Genomic DNA, 18,488 nt, shown 5'->3' with positions numbered 1-18,488 from the left:
TAAGTCCTCTGGCGGGTATGGCGTGTCACTGAGTAATCTTGGGTTCGATAAACCCAATACCTCTACCGTTTGCTTGACCGGAGCCTCATCTGCACTGAACGCGATCGAAAGTACGAGGTGGGTTCAGGTAAGTGCAAAATCGAGTCAGCGGCGACTTTCGAAAGCGTAGGAATCTCATGATTTTTAGGTCCGCGTGGTTTATGGTCATTTTCGTTGTTGTCGTGATGATCGTGGCGATCCTGCTTCTCGGCTTTCTAATTTTTACCGTTCTTCAACAATTCGTCGCCCGGAATAAGAAAGCGGACAACGAAAGTGATCAACATGAACCGTAGGGATCACCCGAGTCTCAGCCGCTTCAAAAGCGCTCTCAAGGCAAAACATCGCGCGTGATGGCATCGGCGATGAGCCGGCCGGCGTCGGAAAGCCTCACGATCCCGCTATCCCACGCACTCGCATCCAACCGCCCCGCTGCCACGTGCCGCTCGAGCACCTCGCGTGCCTCATCGCTCGAGGTGAGCGGATTACTCGCCGCGGAAAATCCTTCGCGAAGGCGCATCTCGAGCATGAGGCGTTCGAGCGCGCGATCCTCATCAGAGACCTGCTCGGAGCCATCCACGGGAAGCCGGTTCTGCGCAAGAGCCGCCGCGTAGCGCGAGGGGTGCTTGAGGTTCCACGAGCGGTAGCCGTCGCGGTGTCGATGCGCGCCGGGGCCGATCCCCCACCAGTCGCGGCCCCGCCAGTAGGCGAGGTTATGGCGGCACTGAAACTCCTCGCCGTGCGCGAAGTTCGAGACCTCGTACCACTCGAAGCCCGCGGCTCGCGTGCGGTAGGCGATGAGCTCGTAGGCATCGGCCATGAAGTCCGGATCGGGCTCGCTGAGTTCGCCGCGGCGCAGCTGGCGGGCCATTTTGGTGTTGCCCTCGACGATGAGCGAGTATGCGCTCACGTGGTCCGGCTGCATCTCGGTGATCGCGTCGATCGTGGTCTCGACATCCGCGAGGCTTTCCCCCGGCGTTCCATAGATCATGTCGAGGCTCACCTGCAGGCCTGCCTCCCGGGCCCACGCGACGGCCCGCGGGACGGACTCTGGGTTGTGGGTGCGGTCGAGGATCGCGAGCACACGCGGCACCGCCGATTGCATGCCGAAACTCACGCGTGTAAACCCAGCCTCGGCAAGTCGCATCAGGGAGTCTCGCGTAACGGAGTCGGGGTTCGCCTCGGTCGTCACCTCGGCGCCCGGGGCGAGAGGGATAAGCGAGTCGAGGTGGGCGAGCATGCGCGCCTGGTCATCTGCAGGCAGAAGCGTGGGGGTCCCGCCTCCGAAGAACACGGTGACCACGCGGTCGTACGTGAAGTCCGACGCTTGATCGTCTGCGAGTGTGAGCTCCATTTCGCGCATCGCATTGGCAGGATATTCGGCTTGCGATCCTCCCCCACCAAGCTCCCTCGCCGTGTAGGTGTTGAAGTCGCAGTAGCCGCAGCGCACCGCGCAAAACGGCACGTGAATGTAGACCGAGAGCCCTCGGCGCTCGGCGTTAGTTCCCGCGGCCATCGGTGATGAGCGAGGCAGGGAATTCGAAGGAGATGCCGGCGCTCTCGAGCGCCGCGAGGCACCCCCTTGCCATCGAGGTGTACACGGGCGTTTCCGTGTCGCGGGCCCAGCTCAAGAGTGCCTTGGCGCTCGTTGGATCGATCTCGCTCGAGAGACCGCGGAAGATCTCGCCTATGCTTACGCCGTGCTCGGGAACCGAAAGCACTTCGATTTCGTCACCCGGGCGCACAACGCCTTCCCGCACAACGCGGAAGTACGCGCCCGACTTGCCGTAGGCGTTGAAGCGGCGGCCCCATGCTCCTCGGGGCTCGATCCCAGCCTGATCGGCGAAGCGCCCCATCCACACGGCGAAAGTTTTGCAGGGCTGGCGCGGCACGCTCGCCTGAAGCTCGGCACCGCCAATCCGCCAGCGCGAGCCAATGACAACCTCGTCAGTATCAATGCCCTCCGTGACGAGATTTTCGCCGAAGGCACCGTCGGGCAGACCACTCAATCCCTCCCGGCGCGCAAGTTCGTCGCGGGTTTCGCGCGCGAAAGCGTACACGGCCTTGAAAAGACCGCCGTGGTGTTCGGTATCGCCCTGCACATCGCCAAGCACGCCGTGCGTAAGGAGCTTGATGCCCTCCGCGCGCGGGACCTTGTTGATCCCCGAGCGGATGCCCGTTTCCTCGACGTGGAAGAGTGATTCCACCGTGCACGTCGCAATCACGCGCGCGGGGCCTTGAGCGATAGCGACCGAAAGTGGTTCGACGTTCATGTTCGTCCCCTTACTTGTTTTTGCCGTCCGACGATCCGCCGTCCGAGCGCAGCGCCGCGATGAAGGCCTCTTGCGGCACGTCGACCGAGCCGATCGACTTCATGCGCTTCTTACCTTCTTTCTGCTTCTCGAGAAGCTTGCGCTTACGGGAGATGTCGCCCCCGTAGCACTTGGAAAGCACGTCCTTGCGGATCGCGCGAATGTTTTCGCGCGCAATGATGCGCGAGCCGATCGCCGCCTGGATCGGCACCTCGAACTGCTGGCGCGGAATGAGGTTCTTGAGCTTGCCAGCCATTTCCACGCCGTAGTGGTAGGCCTTGTCGCGGTGCACGATCGCACTGAACGCGTCCACGGTTTCGCCCTGGAGAAGCATGTCAACCTTGACCAGGTCGGCCGCTTCCTCGCCCTGAACGTCGTAGTCGAGCGAGGCGTAGCCCTTCGTACGGCTCTTGAGCTGATCAAAGAAGTCGAACACGATCTCGGCGAGGGGAAGAATGTAGCGGAGCTCAACGCGGTCTTCGCTCAGGTAGTCCATGCCCTTCATCGTGCCGCGCTTGGACTGGCACAGTTCCATGACGGTGCCCACGAATTCCTTGGGCACGAGGATCGTGGATTTCGCAACGGGCTCGCGGATCTCGTGGACCTTGCCCTCGGGGAAGTCGGAAGGGTTGAGCACCTGGACTTCGGTGCCGTCCTCCATCGTCACGTGGTAAATCACGCTCGGGGCCGTGGAAATCAGGTCCAAGTTGAACTCGCGCTCGAGCCTCTCGCGCACGATCTCGAGGTGGAGAAGGCCAAGGAAGCCCACGCGAAAGCCAAAGCCCAGCGCGGTTGAGGTTTCAGGCTCGTAGTTGAGCGCGGCGTCGTTGAGTTTGAGCTTGTCAAGCGCGTCGCGCAGCGCCGGATAGTCTGAACCGTCGATCGGGAAGAGACCCGAGAACACCATAGGTTTCGGTTCTGAATATCCGGGAAGGGCTTCTTCGGCACCTCGGAGCGCCGCGGTTACCGTGTCACCGACCTTCGACTGGCGCACGTCCTTCACACCCGTGATGAGGTACCCGACTTCGCCGGGCCCGAGGCCCTTGGTGGGCTTCGGTTCGGGAGAGATCACGCCGATCTCGAGAAGCTCGTGAGTCGCGCCCGTCGACATCATCTGGATCTTTTCGCGCGGGTCGAGCTGCCCGTCGACGACACGCACGTACGTCACAACACCGCGGTACGTGTCGTACACGGAATCGAAAATCATCGCACGCGAGGGGGCGTTGATCTCGCCTTGCGGCTGCGGGACGGTGCGCACGACATGGTCGAGCAATGCCTCGACGCCTTCGCCCGTCTTGCCCGAAACCTTGAGAACATCCGAGGGATCGCAACCCACGAGCTGAGCGATTTCCGCCGCGTACTTTTCGGGATCGGCGGCAGGAAGGTCGATCTTGTTGAGGACGGGGATGATCTCGAGGTCGTTATCCATCGCGAGATAGAGGTTCGCGAGGGTCTGCGCTTCAATCCCCTGAGCGGCGTCGACGAGCAGAATCGCGCCCTCACAGGCCGCGAGCGAGCGAGAAACTTCGTAGGTAAAGTCCACGTGGCCCGGCGTATCAATCATGTTGAGCGCATAGGCTTCGCCGTCCACAACCCACGGCATGCGCACGGCCTGACTTTTCACGGTAATACCGCGCTCGCGTTCAATATCCATGCGGTCGAGGTATTGGGCCCGCATCGCACGTTCGTCGACGACCCCGGTGAGCTGGAGCATCCTGTCAGCGAGGGTCGATTTTCCGTGATCGATATGCGCAATGATGCAGAAGTTACGGATCCTCTCCATAGAGGTCGCGGCTGGCTCAATCTCGCGCATGTTCGCGGGGGCGCTAGTCAACGGGAATCCTTTCGACGGGCACAGATGATTCCATTGTCCCATGCACGGACAGTTTTGGCTCGTTCACGCGGGCCCGCGCACGGGTTGATACGGTCACATCATGAGCCTTTTCTCCTCCCTCCGGTCCATCGCGGGCTCCCTTGCCCGCAACCGTCAGGTGCAACGCGCCGCCCGTCGCCTTGCGCGGGAGGGAGTGCGCTCGCTCGAAGGAAAAATGAAGGGTTCCGACGGTGGCCGGGCAAGCGTCGGGCCAGATTCGCACACCGATGCTCGCGCGAGCGACACCGGAACCGCTCTCCCCGACCGTGCGGGCAACGCTCCCCTGAACCTCACGTACGCCCCCGCCGCTGATGGCAATCCGGATCCGGGCGAAATCGTGTGGGCGTGGGTCCCGTTCGAGGAGGACCGCTCACAAGGTAAAGACCGCCCCGTTCTCGTGATCGCCGACGAAGGCGGCGGCGTAATCGTGGCGCTCATGCTCACCTCGCGCGATCGCGGCAAAGGCGATCACACCGATGAGCACGGCAATCGTTGGGTCGATATCGGCACCGGGTCGTGGGATTCGCGGCATCGCCCCTCCGAGGTGCGGGTCGATCGGCTCATTAGACTCGAAGCGGCGAAGGTGCGACGAGAGGGCGGCAAACTGGACAAAGCACGCTTTGAGCGGGTGGCTAATGCCACACGTGACTCGCATGGCTGGTGAGTTTTAACTCTGGGCTTTCACGCTTAGCGCTGGTAAAGTTGACGGCTGTATGTGTGAACATACTGCGCTGTGTGCGGCGCACTTTCGTCCCTTTCGTGTCTCTGGGGCAGAGTGCTGTATGCGCCGGCGTGAGTTTTTCCGTTCGTGATGCGAACGTTTGACGTCTCCAGGCGACACCCCACCGCCCGTCCCCGTCGAGCGCGAGCACCTCTCATGAGCGGCGTTTCACCTCAACATCTAGAAAAGGCACCTCGTGGCAAACATCAAGTCCCAGATCAAGCGCAACAAGACCAACGCGAAGGCTCAGGCACGCAACAAGGCGTACCGCAGCGAGCTCAAGACCTACGTGCGCAAGGTTCGCACCGCGGTCGCTGCCGGCGATGCGGAAGCATCGACCAAGGCTCTTCGTGAGGCTTCGCGCAAGCTCGACAAGGCTGTGTCGAAGGGCGTCATCCACAAGAACCAGGCTGCAAACCGCAAGTCGGGTCTCGCAAAGCTTGTAGCGACGCTCGAGAAGTGAGCATAGTTCTCACGTTTTAGTGTGACGGAAGGCCCCGCTTCGGCGGGGCCTTTTTCGTTGCCTTGTTGGCAATGGATCGACCCGTGCGTCGACCTTCCTAGCCGAAGATGATCAGCACCTGCGCGACGAGGTCCTTCGCGAACGACAGCACGAGAAGAAGCGTGAGAAGCGCACCACCCGCCACCCACAGAGCGGTTCTCCAGTCGAAACGATTCATGCCCGGCCCCTCCTCGCGCGCGAAATCTCAACGATAAGGCGTTGAAGCGCCCACATTGGGTCACGATCATTCCCCTTAACCGCGGCATCCGCGGCAGCGAGGGATTCGAACACCGAGGCGAGCGCTCGCTCCGAGTAGTGGCGGGCGAGCTGAGCGTTGTTGCGGAACATCCAGTCCTGCATGCCTGTGCTCTTTGCCGTCGCACCGGGAATCGCTGCCTGCGCCACCTGTCTGGCCTTGCGCACAATCGTCGCGACGATAGCAACGGGAGACAGCCCCGAGAGTTCGGCTTGGCGAAGCAGCACGAGCGCTTCGCGTTCTTTGCCGGCGAGGCAGGCGTCGGCGATCGCAAATCCCGTTGTCTCCGCGCGACCTGCCGTAAGGGCCTCGACGTGCCTGAGCGTGATGGGGCCGGCCTGCTGCCCCGGCTCGGGTTCGGTGTCGCGCATGAGTTGGGTGCTCACGGCCGCTAGTTCCATGAGGTCCGCCCCAAAGGCATCGACGAGGGCTTTAACCGCATCTGAGTTGACGCGGCGCCGCGCGCGTGAAAACTCGCTCATCGCGAAGGTCATCTTCGCTTTCGCGGTTTTGATCTCTGCCGCGTTCACCCACGGAGCGCCCGATTTCTTCACGGCGTCGAGGAGTTTCTTGGCGCGCTGATCACCGCGATTGATGAGCACGAGCGTGACGTCCTGCTCGGGACTCTGCACGTATTCCATAAGAGCGTTGATGAGAGGCTCCGCGCCGCGTGTCACCTCATCGATGATGACGAGGCGTGGCTCGCCGAAAAGCGAGGGGGCCGTGTATTGAAGGACGTCGCTCTTGGTAATTTCGGTTGAGGTGAAACGGTGGATCTCAAGATCGGCGTGGCGTTCGCGACTGAGCCGGACGATGCGTTCGAGCGCGCGCTGGGCGAGGAGCGCTTCCTTGCCCGCGATAAGCACAACGGGCGCGGGTTCGATACTGTGCCACTGGACTTCGGCCATGGAGAAAGTCTATCGACCACATCGCGAACGCTTTGCGCTTGACGCGAGGTCAGCGGCTACGGTGGCTCATGACATCTAAATGTATACAACAAACTGGAGGTGGAACCCGTGTTGGGTTTGAGCGCGCTGCTGCTGTTCGTCATGGGCATACTCGCGGGCATCGTCAATGCAGCCGTCGGATCCGGTTCTCTCCTCACCCTCCCCGTGCTCCTCGCACTCGGCGTCCCGCCCGGCGTGGCTGTGCGCACCAACACGATCGGAATGTCCTTCGCGACAATCGCCTCCGTCCTTGGCTTCCGCAAAGAAATCGCGGCAGAGAAGCGCCACCTCGCTCCCCTTTCTCTCACCACGATCGTGTGCGCGAGCGCCGGCTCGATACTGCTCCTCCTCTCCCCCTCGAGCGCTCTCGACATCGTCGTGCCCATTCTCATCATCGTTGCGCTCGCCCTCGTCATCGGTCAGCCCTACCTGACGGCGTGGCTCAATAAACGGCGCGAGGCCGATCCTGGCACGCAAACGGGCCCCGTCGGCGAGGCATACGAAAGCCCGTGGCTCGTCGCGCCCATGGGGGCGGCCGCCGTCTATGGCGGATATTTCACCGCTGCACAGGGCGTTCTCTACATGGGGATCCTCGGCATCGCCACGTCCCGCAGCATGAAAGACGTCAACCCGGTCAAGAACCTCATGCAGCTCTACGTCAATGCGACGGCCGCAATTGTCTACCTCGTGGCGTTTGTGTTTTTCGACGCGCACGTGTGGTGGGTTGGCGTCGTCATTCTCGCCGCGGGCGGGATGATCGGTGGCTATGTTGGCTCGCACGTTGCGAAGCGGCTACCGAACTCGGTATTGCGCGCGACCATCGTCGTCGTCGCACTCGTCGCACTCGTGCGACAGTTCGTATAGAAAAACGTGAGGGCGCTCGTTACCGATCCTCGTCGGCCAAACTCGAGAGGCTCGCGACGAAGGCGTCGCGCGATGCCTCCAGGTGGGCACGCATCCGCTCGTGCGCGCTGTGCGCATCCCCCGCGCGCACGAGGTCGTAAATCACTTTGTGCTGATCCCAGGCAGACGTGTCGCGCGTAACCGTGAAGCCACGATGCGCGCTATGAAGCCACTCCACGCGCCCGCCGATCTGCTGGAGAATGTGGCTCAGCACGGGACGCATGGCTAGATCCGCAAGTCCCTGGTGCACGCGGAGATTCGCCTCCGCGATTCCAGCACCGTCTCGATTCGCAAACGCCTCGTCGCCTTGCGCGAGGGCTTCCTCAATTTCCATGCACAGACGGCGCGAACGCTCGACGTGGGCAGCCCCGGGAGCGGAGAACTCGGCAAATCGCGCGGCTGCGTCCCGCACGAGTGAGGTTTCGAGGGTGATGCGGAGGTCAAACAGCTCGCGCGCATCGTCAAAGGGCGGGTGGGCCACGCGGGATCCGACGTTTGCCCGCGTATCAACGAAGCCCTCCGCCGTGAGGATGCGCAATGCCTCACGCACGGGGACGCGCGACAGCTCAAACTCCTTCGCCAAGGCAACTTCACGAAGCGGAGTGCCGGCCGCGTACTGGGCAGCGATAATTCGCTTGCGCAGGGTGGCGGTCACGGTCTTAGCCGCGGCGTCAGACACGCATGAACTCCCTTCCGGGGACGGCATCGAGCAACCCTCGCGTGTACTCGTGTTGAGGGTTTCGCACGACATCGTACACCGAGCCCTTTTCCACGACCTTTCCGGCCTTCATCACCACAACGTCGTCCGCGAGATTTGCCACCACCGCAAGGTCGTGCGTGATGAACACGCAACTGACACCAAGGTCTTTTTGAAGGTCACCGAGGAGAGCGAGGATTTGGTCTTGGACGAGAACGTCGAGGGCTGAGACGGCCTCATCACACACGAGGAGTTGAGGATGCGCCGCGAGCGCCCGGGCGATTGCAACGCGTTGGCGCTGACCGCCCGAGAGCTGCCCGGGAAGCACACGAGCGGCACTCGACGGTAGTGCAACGTGATCGAGCACCTCGAGAACACGCGCACGGCGCTCGCTTTTGTGCCCGACTCCGAATGTGTCGAGAGGCTCGCGCACGATCCGTTCGACCGTCCACATCGGGTTGAGCGACGAGTACGGGTCCTGGAACACGGGCTGCGTGAAGCGGCGAAGTTCCTTGCGCTGCTGTGCGTTCGCGTTGACGACTGAGCGCCCGTCGAGCTTCACTTCCCCGCTCGTCGCTTCCTGCAAACCGAGGATAATCGAGGCCAGGGTCGATTTTCCCGACCCCGATTCGCCAATGATCGCGAGGGTCGATCCACGTTGCACCGTGAAACTGACGTCGTCCACTGCACGAACCTCGCCCTTGCGCGCGCCGCGCAAGCGAAAGACTTTCGTCACCTTCTCAACTTCGAGGACGTTTTCGCTCGACGCGCCTTCTCCCCCCTCGCATGCGGAAGCACTCTTCTTCGTTCCTTCGAGCGTGGGGGATGCGTCAACGAGCTCCCGCGTGTATGGGTGCCGGGGATTCGCAAGGACCTGCCCCGGCGCCCCTCTTTCAACGATCTCGCCCTTGCTCATCACGAGAACGGTATCGGTTCGATCGGCCGCAACGCCAAGATCGTGCGTCACAAAAAGCAGCGACATCCCGCGTTCTTCCACGAGGGATTCGAGGTGGTCAAGAATGTGCTTTTGAACGGTGACGTCGAGTGCACTCGTCGGCTCATCCGCGATCACGAGGTCGGGGTCACCCGCGAGTGCAATCGCGATGAGAATCCTCTGACGCATGCCCCCGGAAAATTCGTGCGGATACTGCTTCGCACGCCGCTCGGGATCCGGGATGCCCGATTCCGCCATGAGCTGCACAACCTCGCGTTCAATCGCCTTCTTGTCCTTCATCCCGTAGGCCCGAAGCGCATCAGCAATGTGATCGCCAACCCGCATCGTCGGGTTGAGGTTCGACATCGGGTCCTGAGGCACGAGCGCGATCCGCTTGCCGCGGACGTCTCGCCATCGTGTGGGCGACGCGTTCACGAGCTCGGTTCCGCGATAGGTGATCGAGCCACCCGTGATGCGACCTTCGCCAGGCAGTAGGCCGAGGATGGAGGCGATCGTCGTGGACTTGCCAGAACCGGACCCGCCTACGAGCGCGAGCTTCTCCCCCGGTCTAAGCGTGAAAGACACTCCGCGGACAGTGGGGCCGGCCGCGCTCCCGTACGTGACGTCAAGGTCGCGTACCTCAAGCACGAATTCATCTGTGTGCATCATGGAGCCTCACCTTCCTGCCGCATATCCTTGCTGGCCGCGATTATTCGCCGCGGCACCGAGCATTCCTGTCACCGGGTCGCGCGTCACGGCGCTCAAACGCCCGAGTGACCACGTCCCTGCCCGCACGACTCGGTGTCCGCGAGCCTCGAGTTCGCCAATGACCTCATCGCCCAGCGAATCCTCGACCACGAGCTGACCGGGTTCCCACGTGCGCGGCCAAAAGCTCTCGAGCATCGAGGTCGTGTGCATCATGGGCGATTCGATCGCCTCTTGCGGGCTGTACCCGCCCACGAGCACCCGCAGAAGGAAGAGAAGCTGCCACTGATCCTGCTGATCCCCTCCCGGCGTTCCAGTCGCGAGGATAGGCTCACCGTCTTTCAGCACGAGAGTGGGGCTCAGCGTCGTGCGGGGTCGTTTCCCGGGGGCGAGGGCCGACGGTGACCTTTCGTCCAGCCACGTCATCTGGAGCCGAGTGCCAAGGCAAAAACCCAGTTCGGGAATCGTCGGTGAGGACTGGAGCCACCCACCCGAAGGTGTCGCGCTCACCATATTGCCGAACCGATCCACGACATCGATGTGAACGGTGTCGCCGCGCAATTCGCCCGTTTCAGGATCCGTTTCTTCCTCCCCCGTGTTCACGCGCACGGTCGGCTCACCTGCAGCGTCACCGCGCGCGCCGCCGCGCGCATCGTATGCCTCACGAGTTTCAGCACACACGAGCGTTGGGACGCGCCCACCGGGGCGACCGGGGCGAAGCTCCTCCGACGCTTTCTCGCCTATCAGCGCGCGGCGAGAGGCGAGGTACTCCTCGCTCAACAGTTCCTCGAGCGGCACACTATTGTCGTCGCCGAAAAACGCATCGCGATCGGCAAGCGCGAGCTTGAGGGCCTCCGCGATCGTGTGGATACCGCGAGCCGTCGACGGATCGAGATCTTCATCCTCAAAGCCCTCGAGAATACCGAGCGCAAGAAGCAGCACGGGCCCCTGGCCCCACGGGCCCGTCTTATAGAGGTCGAAGCCCCTAAATGACGCAACCGTCGGACTCTCCACGCGCGCACCCGGGCACGCGAGGTCATCCTCTGTCAGCACCCCCGCGTAATCACCGCCGTCGGAATGCCGGTGCGGCTCCTGCACAAAAGCGGCCATCACTTTGGCAACGGGGCCCGTGCGCCAACGCTCACGCGCTGCACGAACCCCACTGGCACGGTCCTCGTGCGCCGCGGCTACATCGACAAGATCCTCGAGCACAGTCGCGTAAGCAGGATTCTTCACGATGTCGCCGGCTTTCGGCGCGATACCGTCGCGCAGCCAGAGATCGGCAGACGTCGGCCAGTGCTCCACAAAAAACTCGCGCATGGACTCAATGACGCCTGCCGCGCGTTCGAGCAAAGGATGGCCCTCGCGCGCGTACCCAATCGCGTACGAGAGAACCTCCCCCAAGGTGAGCGTTCCGTACTCTTGAAGCAGAAGCAGCCAGGCGTCCACAGCGCAAGGAATCGCGGCCGCAAGCGCACCCGAACCGGGCACACGCTCGAGCCCGAGCGCCCGATATGTTTCGACACTCGCACCGGCGGGAGCAGCGCCTTGCCCCATGAGTACACGCGGATGGCGCGGGTCCTCGGCAGTCACGAATACCCCCGTCATGTCACCACCGGGACCGTTTAAGTGGGGCTCGACGATGTGCAGCACGAATGCCGCAGCCGCCGCCGCATCGAACGCGTTACCGCCCTTTTCCAGGACCGATTGCGCGCTCGCGGTCGCAAGCCAGTGCGTCGATGCGCTCATTCCAAACGTGCCCTTGAGATCGAGACGGGCGAGCGGAGCCGGGGCGGGTGTGAACGACGTCGTCATGGGGTCATTCCTTCGACGAGTTGGGATCGAGTGCATCGCGCAACGCATCACCAAAAAGGTTGAATGCGAAGCAAATGAGCACGATGGTCAAGCCAGCCGCAATCGCGACGGTAGGTGAGCGGTAGATGCACTGCTGCGCATCGGAAAGCATGATGCCGAGGCTCGGCGCTGGCGGTTGAATGCCGAGACCTAGGAACGACAGCATCGACTCGCCGATGACGGCAGCGGGAAGGATCACCGTGACCTGCACAATGATCGCGCTGAGCGTATTCGGCAGAATGTGCATCCCGAGGATCCTCACGAGGGAAGCATCGGCAGCAATCGCCGCCGAGACGAAGGCCTCTCCCTTCAACCGCATCGTTTCGCCGCGCACGACGCGCACCATCGACGGAATATTGCCAACGCCCAATGCAATCGCCGCATTGGTGAGGCTCGCACCCGAGATCGCGGCGAGACCCACGGCGAGCACAAGAAACGGAAATGCAAGAGTCACGTCAACAAAGCGAGAGATGACCATATCCGCCTTGCGCCAATATCCCGCGAGCAAGCCGAGCGGCGTCCCCACGACAACTGCGAGAGCAACGGCGAGCAGGCCGACGAGAAGTGAAGCTCGGGTGCCGTACAGCAAGCGAGAGAGTACGTCACGCCCAAGGTCGTCGGTTCCGAGCCAAAAGCCCTCCGTGAACGGCACCTGGAAGGGGTAGGTGAAATTCGTGTCGGCGTAGTGGTACGGAGAGATCACTGGCGCAAGTAGCGCTGCGAGAATCACGAACGCCACGAGCACGGAACCGACGAGGCCCGCGGGAGAAGCGAGGAGACGCTTGCCCACGCCTTTCGTAGGGGCGTAAGTATCGGATGAGTGTGAGATCGCGGTAGCAGTCACGATGCGGCACCTCCCGTTCTGATTCGCGGATTGACAACGGAGTAGAGGACGTCCACGAGGAAATTAATGACGATGTAGGCAACCGTCACGAGCAGCACAACGGCCTGGATCACGGGATAGTCACGCGAAAACACCGCATCGAGCGTGATGCGCCCGATTCCCGGGAGCGCGAAAATACGCTCGGTCACAACGGCACCGGAAATCAGACCGCCCAGCTGGAGACCGACGATCGTGACGAGCACGATGAGCGAATTGCGAAGGCCGTATCGAAACAAGATGCGCGAGGGAGCGATGCCCGTCGCCCGGGCCGTGCGCACGTAGTCCGTCGCCATCGTGTCGATGAGACTCGCACGAGTTTGGCGCGCGATGACTGCTGCGAGCCCCGATCCCAGCACGAAGGCAGGAAGCGTGAGGTAGTACAGGCACCTCAGCGGGTCCTCCGTAAGGGACACGTATCCCGAGGCGGGGAACCACCCGAGCGAGACGGCAAGCACGAGAATCGCGAGGAGGCCCAGCCAAAAGTTCGGCACGGAGAGCCCGAAAAGAACGGCGATATTCGCCCCGAGCTCGTCGATTTTGCCCCTGCGACGCTCGGCATAGACCCCGAAGAACAGCCCGATCACGATCGCGACGATGATGGCATACAGCGAAAGCAGGACCGTGACGGGAAGGGCGGTCACAAGCATCGACACAACGTCCTGGCCCGTACGCGTCGATTCCCCGAGATTCAGTGTGACCGTGTTCTTCACGAACGCGCCATACTGGACGATCAGAGGTTCTTCGAGCCCAAGACTTGCCCGAATCGCCTCGATTTGCTCCTTTGAGGCCTCCTCCCCCGCCATTGCGACGGCGGGATCGCCCGGAAGCGCACGTACGCCAACGAAGATCACGATCGACGACAGCACGAGCGTGCACAGCGACTCGAGGAAGCGTATGGAGATAAAGCGGGTCATGGCTGCTTCCCTTCGATAAAAGCCGCGTGGGACAGCTTGACGACGCCGTCCGCGTAGGTCGAGACCCCCACGAGATTCGCCCTGTAGGCGGTGAGCGAGCGCTGGCGGTACAGGTAGATCACGGGGTTCGTTTCCTGCATGCGTTTCACAGACGCTCCGTACAGCGCGGAGCGTTCGTCAAGGTCGGTGACTTCAGAAGCCTTCGTGAGCAGATCGTCGAGCGTGCGATCGCTGAAGGCCGCGTAGTTGTTGTTCGCGTCGGTGGTCCAGAAGTTGTACGCGTTGCCGTGGGGATCCACACGGCCAGACCAGCCGAGCTGAATCGCCTCGTACGTACCCGAATCCTGAGCCGAGAGCATTGCCGTGTACTCCGTAGGAACAACCCTTATGGCGAACCCCGCTTCCTTTACTTGGGCCTGCAGGGCCTGGGCGAAGCGGAGCGAATCTTGAGAATTCGAGACCTTGAGGGTGATCGGGTACGGCACCGGGGCGCCCGCCTGCTCGAGCAAACGCTTTGATTCCTCCGGATCGTACTCAGGACATTGAGTGGATTCCTCGGTCGCGAACGGACTCGAGGGCGAGATCGGCGAGCACGCTGCATCGAACCACCCGTTGAACACCGTGTTCACGAGAGCCCCTCGATCGATCGCCTTCGTGAACGCGAGTCGCACGCGTTCATCGGTCGCTATGAGGCCCTTATCGAGGGGGTGACCAGCGTCGTCCTTGGGCTCAAGGTTGATGGTGATGGCTTGGTATCCAAGCGAAAGCACCTGGAGAGTGTTAATATCACGCGATGCCTTGACCGCTTCTATGTCCTGCGGCGAGATGCTGTCGGCAACGTGCACGTCGCCACTTTGGATATTCGCGGCGCGGATGTTGGCATCGGCCATGATCCGGTAGGTCACGCTGTCGAGTCGCACGTTGCGCGCGTCGTAGTAGAGCGGATCGCGTTCGACGGTAATCGAGGTTTGCGGAATGCGCTCAACGAATTTGAAAGCCCCGACCCCCACCGGATGCGATGCAAAGTCATCTCCGAGTTCCTCGAGGGCCTTCGGGGAGAGCATCATGCCCGCACGATCGGCAAGCGCAGCGGTAAACGGAGAAAATGACTTTTCGAAAGTCACCCGCACGGCAAACTCTTCGAATGCCTCGATGCCGGTGATGGGGCCGAGCTCCGAACGCCGGGAGGACTGCTCGTGATTGAAGTGGCGATCAAGCGTGATACGAACGGCTTCGGCGTTAAACGGCTCACCGTCTGCAAAGACCGCATCCTCACGTAGGCGGATCACGACCTCACGCCCATCGTCGCTGATCTCGGGAAGAGCGGCGGCCAGCATCGGAACGATCTCACCTCTGTGGTTGAGGTCGTAGAGCTTCTCGCACATCGTTTGCATGACGTAACGGGTATAGAGCGAGGACGACGTCGTGGGGTCGAGCTTGTCGGGCTCCGCTGAGAGCGCCATGACGAGATCGCCCCCGTTGTGCAGGTTTTGACCCGTGGAATTACTATCCACGATGTCGGGGCGTTCGGGGGGATCATCCAGTTCTTGGCGGGGCACGCACCCCACACCAGCGAGCGCAACAAGGCCCGCACCGAGGATCGTTCTGCGTTTCATCCCGCACCTCCCTTCCGAGAAGCTTTCGGGGCACTTCCCCAAATCGTTGTATACAAAGTAGGAGGTGTGGGACGGTTCGTCTAGCGAGTTCACATCGTGAGACTTTTTGTATACATCGCTATCGTAAGGTGCGCACCAACCACCCATCCCCGGCGCGTTTCATCACCACCATCCCGTCAACATCCGTGCGCCTCACCGCCATTCCTCGCTCCGCTAGCAGTGACAAAGTGCGCTGGTGAGGATGCCCAAACGTGTTCGCGCCTACACCAATGACGGCAATCGAAGCGTGCGCCGCATCGTAGAGCGCCGGCTCTTGGCGACGCGAGCCGTGGTGCGCGACTTTGACGAGCTCGACCGCCTCGACAGCACCAGATTTCGCTAGCACGGCTTGCGCATCAGGCTCTAGGTCTCCTAGCGTCAGAGCACTCCACGTGGGCGTTTTCACGAGCATCGAAATCGAACAATCATTGAGTGCCGATTCCTCTCCCCCGCCCTCGCCTGCCCCGAGGGCTCTCGCTTCCTCGGCTGAACGCGGCCACAGAACTTCGAGGGACAGCGACCCAACGGTTTCCGTACGAGGCGCGAGCACGGTGTCCACCTCAGTCCGAGGGAGCTTTGCTTTCGTCGAGGTATCCAGCGGGCACACCCACGCCTGCTGCGGCGTACGCTTCCCCGTCAACGCGGGTATTCCGCCGTCATGATCAGCGTGAGGGTGGGTCACGACGAGGAGGTCGATCGCCCCGACTCCCGCACGGTCCAAACATCGGGCGAGCATGTTCGGGTCTGGTCCCGTATCGATGAGTACTGTTTTTCCCCCGGCGCGCACGAGCATTGCATCGCCCTGCCCAACATCGCACATCACGACATCCCAGTCTTCGACGTCCCCGGGGATCAGCGTGGAGACTCCTCCGAAAAGGGCAATCACTGCGAGGAATACGAGCGCCCAGCGCACCTCGCGGCGCGTGCGCAACCAAAGCGTGAGCCCTACGACGATGAGCACTCCTGCCGTGGCCAGTGCACCTCCCGCGCCGGCGGGCAACGCGATGTGCGCTCCCGGAAGTGCGGCACTCACCTGTGCAATGAGCACGAGAACATGCGCACCTGCCCCCGCAAGGGCGAAGAATGGTACGCCGAGCGGCGCCCACACATGCGCGACAATAATGCCAACAAAACCGCTCACGGTTGCGGGCGCCACGACGAGTTCCGCGGCAATGTTCGCAGGCACAGCCCACACTGACGTTTCGGGAGCAAGCAGGAGCAAGATCGGTGTGCATGCGGCCTGGGCAACCGTCGGAACGGAAACCACAAGCGCGAGATTGCGGGAAATTCTCTCGCGACTGACCTGCCGGATAACCTCAGCAAGCGGAACCGAGAGCGCGAGAATAGCGCCCGTCGCACCGACGCTGAGCACGAAGCCCACCTCTCCCACGAGCGCCGGATCAACGACGCACCATGCGAGAACGGTGAGCGCAAGCGCGTTGAGAGGCGGCGTGCGAAAACCCGCATAGCGTCCAATCATGAGGGGAACGGCCATGAGTGCGGCTCGCAGCAAGCTGGGCTCCGGGCCCACTGCCGCCACGTACACGGCGATCCCCGCAGCCCCCGCCAGAACCCGCGCTTTGCGGCGCACGCCCACGGCAAGCAGCGGCAGCGTGACAAAAGCATAGGTGAGAGCAATGTTTGCCCCCGAGGCAGCAACGAGGTGCGTGAGCCCGGAGGTCGCCATATCATCCTTCACCTCTCTGGCAAGACCCGTCACGTCGCCAAGGGTCATGCCCACGACGAGCGCTGCTTCATTGGCAGGCAAAAACGAGGAGGCTAACCGTACGACCTCTTTTCGCTCTTCTCGCCAGGAGTCAAGGACACGCCCTACGGCGGCCATCGCCCCCTCACCCTGAGCAGGTCGTGACGGCTCCGGCTGCCAGTCGGCAATCTCGAGAAAGAGCGTGGAGCCATCCTTTTCGGCGTATCCCCGCGCACGCAGTATGTCTCCGCGTTCAAGCGAGAAGGGATCGCCCCCGCGCGTGTGTTTCGACCAGGTGAGCACGATTCGTATCTGCCTCGAAATCGCTTTGTTTCCTGCACCAACCGTGATCCTCGAAAGCTCGGGCTGGCTCGACGCACGCGCAACCGTCGTATCCCACGCGCGCACCTTTAAGGGTTCTGACGGTTGCTCGCGTAAGGCGACCTGCACCTCCGTCACAACGTTTCTTTCGCGAAGAGCTTCCTCGAGGCTCAGGTTCTCGCTGTGCACGCGTGCAACTGGCCCTGCGATTGCCGCACCGAGAAGAACAGCAAGCAGTGCATGTGCCCGCAGGCGTTTCTCTCGCACTATGGCCAGGAGAAGCGCCGGTATAACGACGGCGAGAAGCACGACAGGTCCGAGAGACACGCTCGCAATGGTTGCCGGCCAGAGCACAGCGGCGTGTGGGATGAGGCTCAGCCCCCTCACGGGCCTCACACCACACCCGTTCACGCCCTCAGATAGTGATGCGCTCACGAAGCTCCTCGAAGATGGCAGGACCAATCCCCTTGACATCCTGGAGCTGTTCGATATTCGAGAATGGGCCGTTGGTTGTGCGATGCTCAACGATTCTGGCGGCGATCGCGGGGCCCACGCCGGGAAGCTCGTCGAGCTCACTTTCGGAAGCCGTGTTGATGTTGACGAGAGCGCCGTCCCCGCTGGCCTCCGCTCCTGGGCCCGAGGGGGAAGACTCGACGCCGGTCGCTGGCCCCGCGATTTCTGACGGGATTTCTTCCCCTTCGCGTGGCACATACACCTGTTCGCCGTCGCTTACGACGCGCGCGAGGTTGATGCGGCCCAGATCGGCGTCTTCGGTGGGTCCGCCCGCAGCCTCGAGAGCATCGCCGACGCGCGCGTGTGACGGAAGTTCGACGAGCTTCGGTTGCCTCACTGCCCCCACGACGTGAACCACCACCGTCTGCTTACCGGCAGCGGGAGGATTCGAGGCCCCGGGCGCCGGAGCAGTAGAGGCGGGTGAGGATGCTTCCGGCGCCGACCCCTCGGCGATCGCCGTCGTTACTTCCGGTGCCTCCTCGAGAGGCTGCGCGTTGACTGCGACCCTGTCGTCACTCGGCGTCATCGACGTAGCCATGTGAGCCCCGCCGAGCACGAGCGCCCCCGCGGTAAGGATCCCGAGTATGACGCGCGGGTCCTTGAGTGCTGACCATCGAGGACCCCGCTGCCCGCCGGATCCTTCGCGTGACCATTCCTCAAGATCGTCCCACGAGCGTGTGTTCACACTCGTTCGTGCATCTGCGCGGTGTCGCCTCTCGCGCCCCGTCGAACTGTTCATAGCCTCCACGCTAGGAAC

General features: G+C 62.4%; 15 protein-coding genes. 3 read left to right on the top strand and 12 right to left on the bottom strand.

Going from position 1 to position 18,488, the window contains the following annotated elements; genetic code table 11:
- Positions 1-367: 367 nt before the first annotated feature.
- From hemW to lepA, 3 genes are read right to left on the bottom strand one after another with little or no spacing between them, the layout of a single operon-like run.
- A complete protein-coding gene (hemW, locus tag HMPREF1484_RS07610; RefSeq protein ID WP_016664456.1) occupies positions 368-1,552 on the bottom strand; it encodes a radical SAM family heme chaperone HemW in 1,185 nt (394 codons plus the stop codon).
- Entirely contained in the window at positions 1,536-2,309 is a 774-nt protein-coding gene (locus HMPREF1484_RS07605; RefSeq protein WP_016664455.1) for an MOSC domain-containing protein, read from the bottom strand. Before HMPREF1484_RS07605 ends, hemW begins: the two co-directional genes overlap by 17 nt.
- A 10-nt stretch (positions 2,310-2,319) precedes the next feature.
- Entirely contained in the window at positions 2,320-4,161 is a 1,842-nt protein-coding gene (lepA, locus tag HMPREF1484_RS07600) for a translation elongation factor 4 (protein WP_040386531.1), read from the bottom strand.
- Positions 4,162-4,282: 121 nt separating this feature from the next.
- Between lepA and HMPREF1484_RS07595 the strand changes: the two genes are divergently transcribed.
- Both HMPREF1484_RS07595 and rpsT read left to right on the top strand, forming a co-directional pair.
- Positions 4,283-4,885: a type II toxin-antitoxin system PemK/MazF family toxin gene (locus tag HMPREF1484_RS07595; RefSeq protein WP_016664453.1), complete on the top strand. Its 603-nt coding sequence runs from the start codon at positions 4,283-4,285 to the stop codon at positions 4,883-4,885.
- 253 nt (positions 4,886-5,138) lie between these two features.
- A complete protein-coding gene (gene rpsT, locus HMPREF1484_RS07590; RefSeq protein ID WP_016664452.1) occupies positions 5,139-5,405 on the top strand; it encodes a 30S ribosomal protein S20 in 267 nt (88 codons plus the stop codon).
- A gap of 213 nt (positions 5,406-5,618) precedes the next feature.
- Here the strand turns inward: rpsT and holA are convergent, their stop codons facing one another.
- On the bottom strand, positions 5,619-6,608 hold the full coding sequence (gene holA, locus HMPREF1484_RS07585) for a DNA polymerase III subunit delta (RefSeq protein WP_016664450.1): 990 nt from the start codon (positions 6,606-6,608) through the stop codon (positions 5,619-5,621).
- A gap of 108 nt (positions 6,609-6,716) precedes the next feature.
- Between holA and HMPREF1484_RS07580 the strand changes: the two genes are divergently transcribed.
- On the top strand, positions 6,717-7,511 hold the full coding sequence (locus HMPREF1484_RS07580) for a sulfite exporter TauE/SafE family protein (RefSeq protein ID WP_016664449.1): 795 nt from the start codon (positions 6,717-6,719) through the stop codon (positions 7,509-7,511).
- 19 nt (positions 7,512-7,530) lie between these two features.
- Here HMPREF1484_RS07580 and HMPREF1484_RS07575 read toward each other — a convergent pair whose 3' ends face one another.
- The 8 genes from HMPREF1484_RS07575 to HMPREF1484_RS07540 all read right to left on the bottom strand — a co-directional run bounded on the left by HMPREF1484_RS07575 (position 7,531) and on the right by HMPREF1484_RS07540 (position 18,470).
- Positions 7,531-8,229 (bottom strand): GntR family transcriptional regulator, encoded by a 699-nt coding sequence (locus HMPREF1484_RS07575; RefSeq protein ID WP_040386529.1) that lies wholly within the window; start codon positions 8,227-8,229, stop codon positions 7,531-7,533.
- The gene (locus tag HMPREF1484_RS07570) at positions 8,222-9,847 is read right to left on the bottom strand and encodes an ABC transporter ATP-binding protein (RefSeq protein WP_016664447.1); all 1,626 of its coding nucleotides are present in this window, start codon (positions 9,845-9,847) and stop codon (positions 8,222-8,224) included. Before HMPREF1484_RS07570 ends, HMPREF1484_RS07575 begins: the two co-directional genes overlap by 8 nt.
- Positions 9,848-9,856: 9 nt before the next feature.
- The gene (locus HMPREF1484_RS07565) at positions 9,857-11,701 is read right to left on the bottom strand and encodes a gamma-glutamyltransferase family protein (RefSeq protein WP_016664446.1); all 1,845 of its coding nucleotides are present in this window, start codon (positions 11,699-11,701) and stop codon (positions 9,857-9,859) included.
- Between the two features lie 4 nt (positions 11,702-11,705).
- A complete protein-coding gene (locus HMPREF1484_RS07560; protein WP_016664445.1) occupies positions 11,706-12,584 on the bottom strand; it encodes an ABC transporter permease in 879 nt (292 codons plus the stop codon).
- The gene (locus HMPREF1484_RS07555; protein WP_016664444.1) at positions 12,581-13,537 is read right to left on the bottom strand and encodes an ABC transporter permease; all 957 of its coding nucleotides are present in this window, start codon (positions 13,535-13,537) and stop codon (positions 12,581-12,583) included. Before HMPREF1484_RS07555 ends, HMPREF1484_RS07560 begins: the two co-directional genes overlap by 4 nt.
- Entirely contained in the window at positions 13,534-15,153 is a 1,620-nt protein-coding gene (locus HMPREF1484_RS07550; RefSeq protein ID WP_016664443.1) for an ABC transporter substrate-binding protein, read from the bottom strand. The genes HMPREF1484_RS07555 and HMPREF1484_RS07550 overlap by 4 nt, the downstream gene beginning before the upstream one ends.
- Before the next feature lie 118 nt (positions 15,154-15,271).
- On the bottom strand, positions 15,272-17,653 hold the full coding sequence (locus HMPREF1484_RS07545; protein WP_016664442.1) for a ComEC/Rec2 family competence protein: 2,382 nt from the start codon (positions 17,651-17,653) through the stop codon (positions 15,272-15,274).
- Positions 17,634-18,470 (bottom strand): helix-hairpin-helix domain-containing protein, encoded by an 837-nt coding sequence (locus HMPREF1484_RS07540; protein ID WP_084813945.1) that lies wholly within the window; start codon positions 18,468-18,470, stop codon positions 17,634-17,636. The genes HMPREF1484_RS07545 and HMPREF1484_RS07540 overlap by 20 nt, the downstream gene beginning before the upstream one ends.
- Between the last annotated feature and the right edge of the window lie 18 nt (positions 18,471-18,488).

Source organism: Dermabacter sp. HFH0086, assembly GCF_000413375.1.
GTDB classification, from domain to species: Bacteria; Actinomycetota; Actinomycetes; order Actinomycetales; family Dermabacteraceae; genus Dermabacter; species Dermabacter hominis.
Note: the sequence above shows the minus strand (reverse complement) of the source record. Positions and strands in the feature narration are given on the sequence as shown.

What these genes read in the sequence shown, in the direction of transcription:
- hemW (WP_016664456.1), bottom strand. Translation starts at nt 1,552, where the DNA reads ATGGCCGCGGGAACTAACGCCGAGCGCCGAGGGCTCTCGGTCTACATT.
- HMPREF1484_RS07605 (WP_016664455.1), bottom strand. Translation starts at nt 2,309, where the DNA reads ATGAACGTCGAACCACTTTCGGTCGCTATCGCTCAAGGCCCCGCGCGC.
- lepA (WP_040386531.1), bottom strand. Translation starts at nt 4,161, where the DNA reads ATGCGCGAGATTGAGCCAGCCGCGACCTCTATGGAGAGGATCCGTAAC.
- HMPREF1484_RS07595 (WP_016664453.1), top strand. Translation starts at nt 4,283, where the DNA reads ATGAGCCTTTTCTCCTCCCTCCGGTCCATCGCGGGCTCCCTTGCCCGC.
- holA (WP_016664450.1), bottom strand. Translation starts at nt 6,608, where the DNA reads ATGGCCGAAGTCCAGTGGCACAGTATCGAACCCGCGCCCGTTGTGCTT.
- HMPREF1484_RS07570 (WP_016664447.1), bottom strand. Translation starts at nt 9,847, where the DNA reads ATGCACACAGATGAATTCGTGCTTGAGGTACGCGACCTTGACGTCACG.
- HMPREF1484_RS07565 (WP_016664446.1), bottom strand. Translation starts at nt 11,701, where the DNA reads ATGACGACGTCGTTCACACCCGCCCCGGCTCCGCTCGCCCGTCTCGAT.
- HMPREF1484_RS07555 (WP_016664444.1), bottom strand. Translation starts at nt 13,537, where the DNA reads ATGACCCGCTTTATCTCCATACGCTTCCTCGAGTCGCTGTGCACGCTC.
- HMPREF1484_RS07550 (WP_016664443.1), bottom strand. Translation starts at nt 15,153, where the DNA reads ATGAAACGCAGAACGATCCTCGGTGCGGGCCTTGTTGCGCTCGCTGGT.
- HMPREF1484_RS07540 (WP_084813945.1), bottom strand. Translation starts at nt 18,470, where the DNA reads ATGAACAGTTCGACGGGGCGCGAGAGGCGACACCGCGCAGATGCACGA.